Genomic DNA, 13,903 nt, shown 5'->3' on the forward strand with positions numbered 1-13,903 from the left:
GAATCATGGCGCGCAAGTGGACCCGCTATCCCAAAAAGACGTTTTATGCGTTCATAGGGCCGTGGGCTATCGGTTTCGTTCTTCTGACGGCAGTACCCATGCTGTACGGGTTCCTTGTGAGCCTGACCAATTTCGATGGCAGTTCACCACGCTGGAAATGGGTCGGCCTCCGCAACTATTTGGAGCTGTTCAATGACGGCGACGCATGGGCGGCCCTCGGCAGAACAATGGCATTCACCGCTATCGTGGTGCCTCTCAGTGTCGCCGGTTCGCTCGGCTTGGCATTGATCATTAATCGACGGCTGAGGGCTGTGGGCTTATGGCGCACTGTATTCTTCTTGCCCTCGGTCGTCCCCGTTGTCGCGATGGCCATCATGTGGAAACTAGTGTTCAACAAGGACGCCGGGATACTCAACGCGGTTCTTGGAGTAGTAGGTATCGGACCTATTGACTGGCTGGTGGACCCGACGGTCTTCTACTCCCTGATCACCGTGATGCTTTGGGGTCTTGGGGGTGGCATGGTGATAATGCTTGCTGCCCTTCAAGGCGTGCCCGTTGAACTCGAGGAAGCGGCCGTCGTTGATGGCGCCGGCCGGTGGACGGTCCTACGTCACGTGACCGTGCCGATGATCTCGCCAATTCTCTTCTTCCAAGTGATCACCATGGTCATTGGATCTCTGCAGATCTTCGTGCAGCCGCTACTGCTCACCAACTCCAGCGGTATCGCCGGAGCAGGCACAGTTCCGGAGAGCAACCGAATGTACATGGTGCAGGTGTACCAGGAGTTCTTCCTTAGCAACCGGTTCGGTTATGGATCAGCGATGCTCTGGATCTTCTTCATCATCATCCTGGGCCTAACCATGGTGCTTCTCCGATCAAGCAGATCCTGGGTCCACTACGAGGTTGATACGGACGCCGAACGCGAAGGAGCCACCAAATGACTGTCACAACCCGACCTCGTGCCCAGCGTGCGGCACCTCCCACTAGCCACACAGCGAAAAACAGGCGCCGCCCGGCGACCGTCTATATTCTGATCCTTGCCCTCAGCATCTTCTTTGTCGGCCCCTTCCTCTGGTTGGTGCTGGCTGCCCTCAAAACGCCAGCGGAATGGGCTTCGTTGCCTATCAGCGTATTGCCCGAACATGCGCAATGGAGCAACTTTGTCGCCGCTTTGACCGATATGAACTTCCTCGGCTACGCGGGGAACTCCATGATCCTTGCAACCATCTACTCCGTGTTGGTCACTCTGTCGAGCGCTGCAGTTGGATTCGGATTCGCGCGGCTGACGGCTCCCGGAAAGAAGGCACTGTTCGTCGTTATTCTGTCGACGATGATGATTCCGCAGATCCTTACGCTGCTACCCACCTATGTGCTTTTCTCCCGCATCGGAATGGTCAATACCTATTGGCCGTGGGTGCTCTGGGGATTGGCGGCTTCCCCGTATCTGGTCTTCCTGTTTCGGCAGTTTTTCGCGGCGATCCCGCGTGAGCTCGAAGATGCAGCGATCATCGACGGCGCCGGTTGGCTTCGTATGTTCTTCACGATTTTTCTGCCGCTATCACGTCCCGTTCTGATCACCTCGTTCCTGCTTTCATTCACAGGAACCTGGGGGGACTACATCGCGCCAGCTCTCTTCCTCGACCTGGACCGCACAACTCTTGCTGTTGCCATCACAGCTTGGTACCAAGATCCTCACGGAAACGTCATACCGACTGTGCAGGCTGCGGGCGCCGTCATGTACATCATTCCGGTATTGCTGATCTTCTTCTTCACCCAGCGCTACTTCATTCGATCTGCGGTCGGCTCTGGGGTCAAGGGCTGACGCTGCCCCAGCACAACTCCCTACAGGCAAATCAAAAGCAAAGGAACCCAATGTCTTACTCACTCCAGCTGTATACCCTCCGCGACGCCATCCAGGAGGACCTGCCTGGAACCATCCGGAGGGTTGCACAGATCGGCTTCACGCAGGTTGAACCGTACAACTTTGTGGCCACGGCCAAGGAGCTCGGCGCGGCGTTGAAGGAGAACGGCCTCACGGCCCCGTCTGGGCACGCCCCGTTGTTGTCCCAGGACCAGGATGAGATCTTCGCTGCTGCAAAGGATCTGGGTATAACCACGGTTATTGAGCCGTGTCTCCCCGCCCATTCATGGCTAACTGCCGAGGACATCAGATCCAGCGCGGACAGGCTCAACGCAGCGGCAAAGAAGGGCGCTGAGTACGGCATTCGTGTGGGCTATCACAACCATGCCTGGGAAGTGGAGTCCATCATCGAGGGCAAGACCGCCCTTGAGTATTTCGCGGATTTGCTCGATCCGGATGTCGTGCTCGAGGTAGACACGTACTGGGTGGCTGTCGGTGGGCAGGATCCGGTGGAACTCCTGACCCGTCTAGGTGACCGTGTGACGTTTATCCACATCAAGGATGGCCCGGGCACTCCTGATACTAAGGCCCAGCAGCCGGCTGGTCAGGGCACTATCCCGCTGCTGGATGTTCTCGCTGCAGCCAGGTCCCTTGAGGTTGGTGTTGTGGAGTTCGATGACTACTCTGGTGACATTTTCCGAGGCATCACCGAAAGCCTGGCGTACTTGACTGCCACGGCCAGCGCCGAAGCAGTAGAAGGAGCGCAGCTATGAGCTTCGCCCCTTCTACCCGCAAAGGCCCTGTGGGTGTTGCTGTCATCGGTGCAGGCAATATCAGCAAGGCGTATCTGGACAACCTCACGGTCTTCCCGGACCTGAAAGTCCTGGTCATCGCGGATCTCTTCGTCGAAACCGCCGAGGCACGTGCCAAGGAATACGGGATCGCTGAGTTCGGTACGCCCGAGCTGGCACTGAACCATCCCGACGTCGAAATCATCGTTAACCTGACCATCCCGGCAGCGCACGTCGAGGTGGCCACTGCGGCAGTCAACGCCGGGAAGCATGTCTGGACCGAGAAGCCTTTCTCCCTGGACCGCGAGTCCGGGCTTGGCCTGCTCAAAGCAGCTGACGCCGCCGGTATCCGCCTCGGCACCGCCCCGGACACGTTCCTGGGCGCCGGTCTTCAAACTGCCCGCCGGATCATCGAACGCGGCGATATCGGCACGCCCCTGACCGGCATGACCACCTTCCAGACCCCCGGCCCCGAGTCCTGGCACCCGAACCCGGCGTTCCTGTTCCAGCACGGCGCCGGACCGTTGTTCGACATGGGCCCGTACTACTTGACCGCCCTGATCCATACCTTCGGCTCGGTCCGCAAGGTGGCCGCCGTCGGCTCCTCGGCCAAGGCGACCCGCATCATCGGTTCCGGTCCCAAGGCGGGCGAGGAATTCGCCGTCGAGGTCCCCACCCATGTCTCCGCGATGGCGCAGTTCGAAGGCGGCCAGTCCAGCCACAGCGTCTTCTCGTTTGAGTCGCCGCGCCTGCGGATGGGCTTCGTCGAAATCACCGGCTCCGAAGCGACCCTTTCCCTGCCGGACCCGAACTACTTCGACGGCGACCTGAAGCTGTGGCGTCCGGGCGCAGAAGAACCCGAAATCATCCCCGCCACCGGCCCTGCCAACGGCCGTGGCATGGGAGCACTGGACATGGCCCGCGCCATCCGTTCCGGCGGCCCGCACCGTGCAACGGGCGACCTCGCTTACCACGTGCTGGACACCATGGTCTCCATCACGGAATCCGTGGAATCAGGCACGTTCGTGGACGTCACCAGCAACGCACCCGCCTCTGTGGCCGTCGCGGTGGACTGGGCACCGGAAACAGCCACGCTCTAAGAACCGGCGAGGGCCGACACTAGCGCGACCACGCGAGCCTTCCCTGACCAGATGCCGTCCCATGGCCAGGTCCGCCGCCCCTGCCGCATCCGTGCTGCTTACCTGGCAGGTCTATGTAGGGCGCCGTGGCGCCTCTGCCCTCGCGCTTTCGTTTGAAGCTGTTCCTGCAACGACGCCCTTGGCGGACGGAGTCCGGCCAGCCCTCGGGCCCGGTCACGTTGATCCGGGCCGGACCCGGGGGTGCAGGGTTAGACGAGGCGGGTGGTCACGGTTACCGGGTTCGCGATGGTGTCCCGGATTGGGGAGGTCGCCTCCAGAGCCTTAACGAGTTCCTCGAGTTGTTCGCGGGATGTGCTGGCACTGTCGATTTCGACATCGACGGTCACTTGATTTGCTCCCTTTCGGACGGTTTCGTCGATACCGAGGAAGCCGCTGAGGTCAGTTTCGAAGCCCAACGTCAGGCGGACCTCATCGAGCGTGATGTCGCGAGCAGCGGCGAGGAACGCAAGGGTCGCCGTGTAGCAGCCTGCGAGGCTCTTCAGGAGGTACTCGGCAGGGCTGACAGCGGAGTCGGTTCCGAGCAGACCGAGGGGCTCGTCGCTATGCAGAGTGAATTTGCCGAGGCGGGATTCATCCGGGTTACCAGCCTGGATCATGGGGCCCGTCTGCGTCTTGGCGGTGAGGCCACCGGTGGACTGGCTTTGCATGGTGAACGTTACTTGGCCCAGTTCTCGCTGAGCGGTCACTGCTGCGACGGTTGCTTCGACGGCAGTCTGGTCGACACTGGGCTGGGTGGTTGCGGTGCTCATTTTTTCCTTAGGTTGCTTGATTTGTTTGATCGATGGGTACCGGAGACCGGTCCACGAGTACGTTCCACTAGCAAATGCATAATCCGTGTAGCGGAACTATGTTCCACTGTACGGTACTTGTGTTTTCGTAGGAACAGCGTCTGTGGCTCCGGTATTAGCCCTGGTTTGCGTTTGAGGCGGCGTATGCCGCGACCGCCTTCCTGTCACTGTGAAAGGACCGGCGCAACACTGGAGAGCAACATAGACTGGAGTCGGCAGGCGGGTTCGTCGATGGCAAGCGGTTAACGTGTCCACGAAGGATAGTTTCGAGATATGAAGCAAGAAACAGCTGACGGCGTCAGAAGCGTGGAACGTGCCGCCTCAATCATCCAGGCGGTTGCCGATGCCGGGGAGGCAGGCGCGAGGCTCACTGACATCGCAATAAAGACTGGGATGTCAAAAACGACGATCCACAGGCTCCTGGGAACCCTGGTTAAAGTGGGATGGCTTGATCAGGAAGACAAATCGTCCACGTTTTACCTCGGCCTCCCACTCGTTGCCATTGGGAACACTGCGTCCGACCGTCACGGCCTGTTGGACTTGGCTGCCCCGCATCTGAAGCGCTTGGCCGAGCTCACAGGCGACACCGTCTACCTCGCAGTTCGGATGGGCTCTCAGGCGTTATGTGTGGACAGGGTTATTGGGAATTTTCCGATCAGAACAGCCACCCTGCGGATCGGTGATCGGCGTCCGTTGGGAACCTGTCCAGGAAGTTTGGCGCTTCTCGCCGGGCAGCCGCAAGACCTGATCGAGGAACTGATGCTCAGCGCATCGCATTTGCAGATCGGGTCCCTCAAAGTCGACACCGTCGGGCTGCCGCGGTTGATAGCTCAGTCCAGAGCAAGCGGTTATTCAATGTCCCCTGAAGTTCTCGTTCCGGGCGCGGACGGTCTCGGTGTTCCCGTCATGGGAGCGGGTGGTTCTGCAGTCGCTGCATTGTCACTTGAAACCGTAGACTCCCGGTTATCCGAGCCCCGTCGAACCCAGCTCGTTGAATGGCTTCAGCGCGAAGCGGCCGAACTTTCCGAGAACCTCCTCAGGCTGAGCCCCGGATTTAGTCAGCGCGAGGTTCATAGGATGCTCGCGGACGCCATCTAGAATCTAGCCTAGGGTCAGTAAACCAACTAGCTCCGGAGGCAGGCCCCAGGAGCTAGTTGGTTGTCACACATCTTCGGGAGCAGGCTACGTTTCTTGTCTATGCGGGCGGGCCAGTGTGGGAACTATGCCGGTGAAAGGGTCCCGCTCAGAAGCTATCGCTCTGATGCGGTCGCGGCATGCGAACCACCCTCCGATAATGAGGCCCACGGCCACTAGGGTCACGAGGAGAGTAGGCGGTGAGTCGACGAAAATCATGACGAGTACGGCCCCCAAAAACGCGAGTGAGATGTAGCCGGTATAAGGCGCACCGAACATTCGGAAGGACGGGCGAGTCAGTCGGCCTTTATCCGCCCAGCGCTTGAGTTGGATCTGGCATAAGAGGATGGTTGCCCAGGCGACGATGATACCGACTGCCGCAACGCTGAGGACGATTTCGAAGGCATCGCCGGGGACAAGGTAGTTAAGGGGGACGCCAAGGAGCGAAACGCCTGCGGTCAGGGCGATGCCTCCATAAGGTACGCCTGCCTTGTTCATGCGAGAGGCGAACCTGGGGGCTGAACCGTTGACCGACATTGAACGCAGGATGCGGCCGGTGGAGTAAAGGCCGGCATTGAGTGAAGACAAGGCAGCGGTAAGGACTACCAGGTTCATGACGACGTCCATGCCTTGGATACCGACGGAGCCGAAGAACGTCACAAAGGGGCTCACGCCCTTTTCGTATGCCGTGTGCGGAAGTAGCAGCGAAAGCAGGATGACGGACCCGACGTAGAACACGGCGATCCGCATAACTACAGAGTTGATGGCTTTCGGCATGGTCTTCTCAGGGTTCTCAGTTTCACCTGCGGCCGTGCCCACCAATTCGATAGAGGCGTACGCGAAGATGATGCCCTGCATCAGAACGATCATCGGCAACAATCCGGACGGGAAGAAGCCGCCGTTGTCCATGATTAGTTGTACGCCTACGGGGGAGCCTGTCGGCGTGCCGAAAACGACGAAGTATGTTCCGATCAGGAGGAAGGCGACGAGCGCTGCAACCTTGATAAACGCAAACCAGAATTCCAACTCGCCGAAGACCTTGACGGAGACAAGGTTCAGGCCTAGAACGGCGATGAGCGCTACCAGTGCCCATACCCATTGCGGAACGGCTCCTATCCAAGCTACGTAGTTACCAAAGAAGTTCATGTACAGGGCGACGGCGGTTATGTCCGCCACGGTGGTCGTCGCCCACGCAACCCAATAGAACCAGCCGGACACGAAGGCGGCCTTCTCGCCATAGAATTCGCGGGCATATGACACGAACGATCCTGAAGTAGGGCGATGCAGTACCAACTCTCCAAGAGCCCGGAGGATGAGGAAAGCGAAGAATCCACATAAGGCGTACGCAATGATCAATGATGGTCCTGCTGCTGCTAAGCGGCCGCCCGCGCCCAGAAACAGTCCGGTACCAATGGCGCCGCCGATGGCGATCATCTGGATTTGCCGGGGCTTCAGGCTCTTGTGATAGCCCGAGTCTTCGGCATGAACGGTGGGGGACTGACGGAGATTCGGTCGACCTGACGGCAGGTCAAGGTCAGGTAAAGGAGAAGACATGGGGACCTTTCTTGGGGCCATGGTTCTGATGCGATCAGAAGAGAGATTGGTAATTCAGGTGGTGAGTGCGCCGCCCGAGGTCGGGGTTCATACATCCCTTGGACCGGAGTTCGGGCGAAAGGAAGGCAAGGTAGCAACGAGTTCGGAGCTGGTAGTCGGGGCGCTAGTGAACGACGTGCTCTCAATGGTGAGTTGAGGATATGCCCTAAGTCACACTTATATCAACAGAAGTTGCAAAATAATTCAAAAGTTTCGACAACAATGCGTCCAATTCCTGCCTTCAGCGAACTTCTTCGTTGCAGGATCTCTACGTTTTGTGTAATCATTGGGGGGATGACGCAGCGCCCACCCTCGCATGGGTCTCGATGCGAACTCCCGGGGATCTCCCCGGTTTTCAACTCTTTTGGAAGGCCACACCATGACAAGTCCAGTTACTACTCCGCCCCTGTACGCCCGAGCGCGTCGCGTAGGGGAACTGCTGTTCGTTTCGGGGCAGCTTCCGATCAGCGAGGTCGGGCTCCTCCACCCTGGACGCGTCGGAACGGACATCACATTGGAGCAGGCGCAGGAAGCGGCGGCTTTGGCAGCCCGAAACTGCCTTGCTGTAGTCCGTGATGCTTTGGGCTCCCTGGATGCCGTGAAAGGCGTTGCGCGTCTGGGCGGGTATGTCGCCACGAGTGAGGGTTTCAGCAACGCACCAGCTGTAGTGGATGCGGCCTCACAACAGATATTGGAGGCTCTAGGCGACCGCGGGCAACACGCACGCTTGGCGCTCGGAGTGGCATCCCTCCCGTTGGGAGCCAGTGTCGAGATCGAGTTGGCAGTCCAATGCTGACATCAGAGAGCATGCTTTCCCGGGGTACTCATACTGGCAGGCGGATTCCGAACCCGCTGGAGGAGCTGACCTTGACCGAGCTTCGGCAACGCACCAGCATGAAATGGCGCGTCCACCCTGAGGACGTGCTGCCGCTCTGGGTCGCCGAAATGGATGTCCGGCTCGCGCCCGCCGTTGCTGAAGCCCTCCATCGCGCCATCGACGCGGGCGACACAGGCTATCCGGTAGGCACGGCCTATGCAGAGGCTTTCTCCGCATTCGCCGCCGACAGGTGGTCTTGGAGCAACTTGGAAGTTAGCCGGACTGCGATTGTCCCCGACGTGATGATGGGCGTCGTCGAAGTCCTGCGCCTTGTCACGAGCCCGGGTGACGCTGTAGTAGTCAATTCGCCTGTGTATGCACCCTTCTACGCCTTTGTCACTCACGACGGTCGGCAGATCGTCGAGGCGCCTTTGGGCCAGGACCTCCGGGTTAGCCTTGATTCACTCGAGGAGTCCTTTCTCCGAATCAGGCAGCAGGGACGCAAGGCGGCGTACCTGCTCAGCAACCCCCACAACCCCACCGGGACTGTTCATACCATGGCCGAGTTGACTGCGGTTGCTGAGCTCGCGGGTAAGTACGACGTGCGGGTGGTCTCCGATGAGATACATGCTCCGCTTGTGTTGCCCGGTGCGCAGTTCATCCCGTATCTGAGCGTTCCTGGGTCCGAGAATGCCTTCGCCGTGATGTCAGCTTCCAAGGCGTGGAACCTCGCTGGGCTCAAAGCCGCTCTGGCCGTCGCTGGACCTGACGCCGCAGCAGACCTGGCTCGCATGCCCGAAGAAGTCAGCCACGGACCAAGCCACCTTGGACTCATCGCCCACACTGCCGCCCTTAGGGATGGGCAGGACTGGCTCAATGCGCTCATCCAAGGACTGGACTCAAACAGGACCCTGCTTCGACAGCTCCTTGCAAAGCATCTACCCGAGGCTGGGTACAAGGAGCCCGAAGGTACCTATCTGGCATGGCTGGACTGCCGGTACCTTGAAAGTGAATCTCAGGATAGCCCCTCGGGACTCGGGGTGGTGACCGATGTGGCGGGGCCAACCAAGATGTTCCTGGAGGAGGCCCGGGTGGCCTTGAGCTCAGGGCATGTCTTCGGCAGCGGTGGAGCGGGCCACGTTCGGCTGAACTTTGCGACGTCGCAGGCGATCCTCACCGAAGCAATTGAGCGGATGGGGCGCGTTCATCCACTGCGCTGACTTGCCGGGCGGGCCTGAAAAGTGATCTCGGGCCCGCCTTAGTCGGCAGCTCCCGACGTCCCATTCACTTCGTTGAGGTAGTTGTAGATCGTGAACCTCGTCACTCCCAGGGCTGCGGCAGCGGTCTCTGCCGCCTGCTTGATCAGGAAGAAGCCGCGGCGATCCAACTCCGCCACTACCTCGACCTTGTGTTCCTTGCGCATTCTCTGGGGCGGTACCCCTACAGCTGCTATGGCTGCCTCAATGAGGCGCCCGCTCAGATCTTCAACACTGTGCGGAAAGTACTCGCTTCCGTCAGCCGAGGCTGATGACGCCTGCGTACGCAGAGCAGCCATAGACGCGTGATTCTGAGCTGGGGCGGATTCGTGACCCAGGACAAAACGGTCCATCGCTGCACGCAAGGAGACCCACGCTGACACATCGGTGTTCAAGCACAAGGCTGCTGCCGCATGGCCGTCCTTGTCTGTATAGATGATTGTGCTGCTTTGAAGCGTTCGGCCGTCGGGCAACTGGGAGCGGTAGCCGATTTCGTGGCTGAGATCGCCTGCAGCAACTCGTTCCAGCAACTTGTCTGTAGGGGGATCGCCGATTTGCCGTCCCGTCACTATGCCGGCAATGGCCCGCACTGTGTCCGGAATGCGTTGAAGGTCGTGCAGCACTACCTCCGTTGGCTGGGGAACGGCGGTTTGTAATGGCGCCACCAGAAGCTCAAGGACGCAGTTAATGGACTCTGCATCCATGCCTTGGAGCCCCTCTGGAGCCGGGGCCATCGAGCCCGTCGTTCCTTCCATCATGCCGATCCTCCCTGTGACCATTTGACCCACTGTTGAGTTCATTTTAACACCTTGTTAAAGGCGACAGGGGGAGTATCTCATCAGCGCGGGATTAGGGGCGGCAATGGCATCCGGAGCGCCCCACCATTCATGTCCGTGGTACCACTTGAGCGGCGAGTTCGGCAGCTGCCATAAGTTCCTCCTGAGGAGCGCCGGAGGCTGCTTCAACACTGAGTCCATAGATGGCGGCCATGACATACCGCGCGAGGGCTGTGCAATTGGTGTCGACCGGAAGATCGCCGTCCGCCAACGCCTTATCAAGCCGGGTCAACACCGCTTGCCGAATTTCCTCGCGGGCGGCCGCTAGCAGGTCGACTATTTCATGGTGCGGCTCGCCCGATGACAGTCCCGCCTGCACTGTCATGCAGCCGGCGGGCTGGTCGGGGGAGGTGAACACCCTGACCCTGCCGGTCAGAAGGTCACGAACCGCCTCGTGCGCGGTGGGCTGCGCCATTGCGTCCTCCAGCTGGACGCCGCGTTCGCACATATACCGATCCAGTGTCTTTTCGAACAAGTCCCTTTTGCTGCCGAAGGCTGCGTACAGGCTTGGTGGGTTGATGCCCAGCGCCTTCGTCAGGTCGGCGATGGACGTGCCCTCGTATCCCTGGCGCCAGAACAACTCCATGGCTGTTTGTAGGGCCAGCTGATCATCAAAACCTCGCTTGCGGCCTCCCGGCATGGCATGCCCTCCTCATCCATTCAAACTCTCGATTTGCATTTTCTGTAGTGACCGCTACAGTATATCTCATCAGTTCTTTAGCGAACACTACAGAAAGGCCGAGTTGGATGGGCAAGCTGAGTAACAAGACAGCAGTGGTCACTGGAGGCAGCAGCGGCATCGGCCTGTCGACCGCGAAGAGGTTTGCCGCGGCGGGGGCAACGGTCTTCATCACGGGTCGCCGTGAAGAGGAACTCGAGAAGGCCAAAGCTGAAATCGGCGGAGATGTTATTGCCGTGCAGGGTGACATCGCTAATTTGGCCGACCTCGACCGGCTGTGGGGTCAAGTGAAGCAGGAACGCGGCTCGGTCGACATCATCGTCACCAACGCTGGAATCGCTGAGGCTGCCTCACTGCCGGAGGCAACGCCGGAGCACTTCGACAGGACGTTCGCCATCAATGCCCGTGGAACATTCTTCACTGTACAGAAGGCTTTGCCTCTGCTTAACGAGGGCGGGTCCATCGTCTTGGTCGCCGGCGTTGGGCACATGCTTGGATGGTCGGATTTCCCTGCTTACTCGGCCAGCAAGGCTGCTGTACGGTCGTTTGCCCGCAGTTGGGCAGCCGAACTGTTGAGCCGCCGTATCCGGGTGAACTCAGTGAGCCCAGGTCCGATTGAGACGCCGATTCTGGACGGGCTGTACACCGGCGGCTCAGATCCTGAGGCTGTTCGGGCCGGGTTGGTCGGCACCGTACCAATGGGCCGCATGGGAGGGGCCGATGAGATTGCATCCGCCATCTTGTTCCTGGCCTCAAGCGAGAGCAGCTTCATCACCGGGACTGACATGGCCGTTGACGGCGGGACAACACAGCTCTAGTTTCAACGGCCCCGAACTGTGCAGTGAGTTACACCGGCGCCAACGCAAATCACCAACAACAGATGAAAGAGGAACTTATGTCTGTACGTTCTACAACCACTTCCACATTCCAAACTGATGTCCTCCAGAACGACTTGCCGGTCCTGGTCGACTTCTGGGCCCCTTGGTGCCCACCGTGCCGCGCCGTTGGGCCAGTTCTCGACCAGCTGGCCAAAGAGCAGGCCGGCAAAGTCGACGTCATTAAGGTGAACGTCGATGAGAACCCTGAGCTCGCGCAGAAGTACGGCGTCACCTCCATTCCCGCTTTCCGGGTGTTCAACAACGGTGACGTCGCCGGCTCGTTCGTCGGCGCCATGCCAAAGGAAGCCTTCGAAGACCGACTCGCCCCATACCTGGGTTCGGCAGTCCGAAACTGACGGCACCTGTGCCCCGGTATTGGATACCGGGGCCCTCTCGCAATCCACCCACAAACGAAGGAAAGAACTTGGCCTACCACGAGCACACTGACCACCGCTATCTCCGCCACCTCCGAAACGCCGCCCCCGATGCCGTGAAGGCATTCCTTGCGTTCGACCAGGAAGCGCTGAGTGGCGCAGGTAAAGTCATCTCCCGCAAGAACACGGAACTCATGGCAATTGCCGTGGCCCTCACTACCCAGTGCGCATACTGCATTGAAGCGCATGTGAAGGCCGCCAAGGCCGAGGGTGCTACCGCCGAGGAACTGGCTGAAACAGTGATGATTGCTTCAGCGCTGCGGGCTGGCGGCAGTTTTGCCCACGGTTTCATGGCCATGAAGTTTTTTGAAGGCGCACCTGACGCCGTTCCCGCTGGACACTCCCACGCTCCGGCTGAAGTTTCCTGACGTCCTGACATCCCCCAGATGGGAAAGTGGTGAAGGGCCCTGGACGAACATCATAATCTCCGGGCCCTTCATCGATGCCTCGCAGGCTATATCACGCAATTCTTCCGCCACTAGAAAGGCGCCTAAATGCTGTTTTCTCCCTTGATTCTCGGCGAGCTTGAGCTTCCAAACCGACTTGTTATGGCTCCGTTGACGCGCACGCGTTCCGGGGACGAAGGTATTCCTGGTCCCTTGGTGGCAGAGCACTACCGGCAGCGGTCCTCCTTGGGGCTTATTGTGAGCGAGGGCATCTACCCAGTACCGTCCGGTCGCTCATATCCTGGCCAGCCGGGGATCGTCACCAAGGACCAGGTCGCTGCCTGGAAGAAGGTCACGGGAGCGGTCCACGACGAAGGCGGCAGGATCTTCGCCCAGATCATGCACGGTGGACGTGTCACACATGAGGACATCACCTGGGGCCATCGGGTCGTGGCCCCCAGCGCCGTAGCCATGGATGGCGAAGCGCGGACTCCGGAAGGCAAAAAGCCCTACCCTGTCCCGCATGCCTTGACCATCGATGAGCTGCCGACTGTGATCGATGAACTGGTAACAGCTTCCAATAATGCCATTGAAGCTGGATTCGACGGGGTTGAACTGCACGCCGGCAACGGTTTTCTCCTGCACGAATTCCTTTCTCCCAACACAAATGTTCGCGCTGACAGCTATGGCGGAACCCCGGAAAATCGCGCCCGCTTCGTGATCGAAACCGTAGAGGCGGTTGTGGCGGCGGTGGGGTCCCATCGTGTCGGAATCCGTATTTCCCCTGAAAACGAGCAGCACCAAATGGACGAAGCCGACAGTGCCGAAGCCCACGCCACCTACGAGGTACTTGTGGATGGTCTATCTCCGCTTGGTCTCGCTTACCTGAGCATGCTTCACCATGACCCGACAAGCGAACTTGTCCAAGACCTGCGCTCACGTTTTGGTGGAGTATTTCTTGTCAACAGTGGTTTTGGGGTAGTCACCACCCGTGAGGAAGCAATCACGCTCGTCGAGGAAGGCTATGCCGACGGAGTAGTAGTGGGCAGGCCAGCCATTGCCAACCCTGATCTAGCCCGGCGCTGGGAACGCGGACTCCCGCTGAACGAACCTGACGGGGCGACCTTCTACGGAGAAGGTGCCAAGGGCTCCAAGGGATACACCGACTATCCCTTTCATCAAGAGTCACTGACTTAAAGTCTTCCCACGTTCAGGCTCCCGGCATCTTTCTCGACGAGAAAGTGCCGGGAGTCGCTCGTTGCAGTCGTGGTGCTTCCATCCTTAAGCGAC

At 59.5% G+C, this 13,903-nt stretch carries 15 protein-coding genes; 11 read left to right on the forward strand and 4 right to left on the reverse strand.

The window, feature by feature from the left end:
• Window positions 1–5: 5 nt before the first annotated feature.
• Genes IEY62_RS09235 through IEY62_RS09250 form a run of 4 tightly spaced genes read left to right on the forward strand, consistent with a single transcriptional unit; the run spans window position 6 to window position 3,752 of the window.
• Entirely contained in the window at window positions 6–941 is a 936-nt protein-coding gene (locus IEY62_RS09235) for a carbohydrate ABC transporter permease (protein ID WP_189016443.1), read from the forward strand.
• Window positions 938–1,822 carry a carbohydrate ABC transporter permease gene (locus tag IEY62_RS09240; protein WP_189016446.1) on the forward strand — a complete coding sequence of 295 codons (885 nt, stop codon included), beginning with the start codon at window positions 938–940 and terminating at the stop codon, window positions 1,820–1,822. The genes IEY62_RS09235 and IEY62_RS09240 overlap by 4 nt, the downstream gene beginning before the upstream one ends.
• Window positions 1,823–1,872: 50 nt before the next feature.
• Window positions 1,873–2,634, forward strand: coding sequence for a sugar phosphate isomerase/epimerase family protein (locus IEY62_RS09245; protein WP_189016449.1), 762 nt, complete (start codon window positions 1,873–1,875; stop codon window positions 2,632–2,634).
• The gene (locus tag IEY62_RS09250; protein WP_189016452.1) at window positions 2,631–3,752 is read left to right on the forward strand and encodes a Gfo/Idh/MocA family protein; all 1,122 of its coding nucleotides are present in this window, start codon (window positions 2,631–2,633) and stop codon (window positions 3,750–3,752) included. The genes IEY62_RS09245 and IEY62_RS09250 overlap by 4 nt, the downstream gene beginning before the upstream one ends.
• A gap of 248 nt (window positions 3,753–4,000) precedes the next feature.
• Here IEY62_RS09250 and IEY62_RS09255 read toward each other — a convergent pair whose 3' ends face one another.
• Entirely contained in the window at window positions 4,001–4,561 is a 561-nt protein-coding gene (locus IEY62_RS09255; RefSeq protein WP_189016454.1) for an OsmC family protein, read from the reverse strand.
• Between the two features lie 345 nt (window positions 4,562–4,906).
• Here IEY62_RS09255 and IEY62_RS09260 point away from each other — a divergent pair, with 345 nt between their 5' ends.
• The gene (locus tag IEY62_RS09260) at window positions 4,907–5,698 is read left to right on the forward strand and encodes an IclR family transcriptional regulator (RefSeq protein WP_229785157.1); all 792 of its coding nucleotides are present in this window, start codon (window positions 4,907–4,909) and stop codon (window positions 5,696–5,698) included.
• An 84-nt stretch (window positions 5,699–5,782) separates the two neighbouring features.
• On the opposite strand, the gene IEY62_RS09265 is transcribed toward IEY62_RS09260, so the two are convergent.
• Window positions 5,783–7,288 carry an amino acid permease gene (locus IEY62_RS09265; RefSeq protein WP_189016458.1) on the reverse strand — a complete coding sequence of 502 codons (1,506 nt, stop codon included), beginning with the start codon at window positions 7,286–7,288 and terminating at the stop codon, window positions 5,783–5,785.
• Between the two features lie 418 nt (window positions 7,289–7,706).
• Between IEY62_RS09265 and IEY62_RS09270 the strand changes: the two genes are divergently transcribed.
• Window positions 7,707–8,123, forward strand: a complete 417-nt coding sequence (locus IEY62_RS09270) for a RidA family protein (RefSeq protein ID WP_189016460.1) — start codon at window positions 7,707–7,709, stop codon at window positions 8,121–8,123.
• 71 nt (window positions 8,124–8,194) lie between these two features.
• Window positions 8,195–9,364, forward strand: coding sequence for a MalY/PatB family protein (locus tag IEY62_RS09275; RefSeq protein ID WP_308424485.1), 1,170 nt, complete (start codon window positions 8,195–8,197; stop codon window positions 9,362–9,364).
• Window positions 9,365–9,402: 38 nt separating this feature from the next.
• On the opposite strand, the gene IEY62_RS09280 is transcribed toward IEY62_RS09275, so the two are convergent.
• Entirely contained in the window at window positions 9,403–10,200 is a 798-nt protein-coding gene (locus IEY62_RS09280) for a helix-turn-helix transcriptional regulator (protein ID WP_229785159.1), read from the reverse strand.
• Between the two features lie 85 nt (window positions 10,201–10,285).
• A complete protein-coding gene (locus IEY62_RS09285; RefSeq protein WP_189016462.1) occupies window positions 10,286–10,876 on the reverse strand; it encodes a TetR/AcrR family transcriptional regulator in 591 nt (196 codons plus the stop codon).
• A 107-nt stretch (window positions 10,877–10,983) separates the two neighbouring features.
• On the opposite strand from IEY62_RS09285, the gene IEY62_RS09290 reads away from it, so the two are divergent.
• From IEY62_RS09290 to IEY62_RS09305, 4 genes are all read left to right on the forward strand, one after another.
• A complete protein-coding gene (locus tag IEY62_RS09290) occupies window positions 10,984–11,733 on the forward strand; it encodes an SDR family NAD(P)-dependent oxidoreductase (protein ID WP_189016464.1) in 750 nt (249 codons plus the stop codon).
• 23 nt (window positions 11,734–11,756) lie between these two features.
• Window positions 11,757–12,149 (forward strand): thioredoxin, encoded by a 393-nt coding sequence (gene trxA, locus IEY62_RS09295; protein ID WP_268241113.1) that lies wholly within the window; start codon window positions 11,757–11,759, stop codon window positions 12,147–12,149.
• Between the two features lie 68 nt (window positions 12,150–12,217).
• A complete protein-coding gene (locus IEY62_RS09300; protein ID WP_189016468.1) occupies window positions 12,218–12,595 on the forward strand; it encodes a carboxymuconolactone decarboxylase family protein in 378 nt (125 codons plus the stop codon).
• A gap of 126 nt (window positions 12,596–12,721) precedes the next feature.
• Complete coding sequence (locus IEY62_RS09305) at window positions 12,722–13,810, forward strand: alkene reductase (RefSeq protein WP_189016471.1); 1,089 nt, start codon at window positions 12,722–12,724, stop codon at window positions 13,808–13,810.
• Window positions 13,811–13,903: the final 93 nt, after the last annotated feature.

It is taken from the genome of Paenarthrobacter histidinolovorans (assembly GCF_014647595.1).
GTDB lineage: Bacteria > Actinomycetota > Actinomycetes > Actinomycetales > Micrococcaceae > Arthrobacter > Arthrobacter histidinolovorans.

Coding starts and splice junctions, on each gene's coding strand:
- IEY62_RS09270 (WP_189016460.1), top strand. CDS start 7,707: ATGACAAGTCCAGTTACTACTCCGCCCCTGTACGCCCGAGCGCGTCGC.
- IEY62_RS09290 (WP_189016464.1), top strand. CDS start 10,984: ATGGGCAAGCTGAGTAACAAGACAGCAGTGGTCACTGGAGGCAGCAGC.
- IEY62_RS09305 (WP_189016471.1), top strand. CDS start 12,722: ATGCTGTTTTCTCCCTTGATTCTCGGCGAGCTTGAGCTTCCAAACCGA.
- IEY62_RS09265 (WP_189016458.1), bottom strand. CDS start 7,288: ATGTCTTCTCCTTTACCTGACCTTGACCTGCCGTCAGGTCGACCGAAT.
- IEY62_RS09235 (WP_189016443.1), top strand. CDS start 6: ATGGCGCGCAAGTGGACCCGCTATCCCAAAAAGACGTTTTATGCGTTC.
- IEY62_RS09245 (WP_189016449.1), top strand. CDS start 1,873: ATGTCTTACTCACTCCAGCTGTATACCCTCCGCGACGCCATCCAGGAG.
- IEY62_RS09240 (WP_189016446.1), top strand. CDS start 938: ATGACTGTCACAACCCGACCTCGTGCCCAGCGTGCGGCACCTCCCACT.
- IEY62_RS09280 (WP_229785159.1), bottom strand. CDS start 10,200: ATGAACTCAACAGTGGGTCAAATGGTCACAGGGAGGATCGGCATGATG.
- IEY62_RS09250 (WP_189016452.1), top strand. CDS start 2,631: ATGAGCTTCGCCCCTTCTACCCGCAAAGGCCCTGTGGGTGTTGCTGTC.
- IEY62_RS09285 (WP_189016462.1), bottom strand. CDS start 10,876: ATGCCGGGAGGCCGCAAGCGAGGTTTTGATGATCAGCTGGCCCTACAA.
- IEY62_RS09255 (WP_189016454.1), bottom strand. CDS start 4,561: ATGAGCACCGCAACCACCCAGCCCAGTGTCGACCAGACTGCCGTCGAA.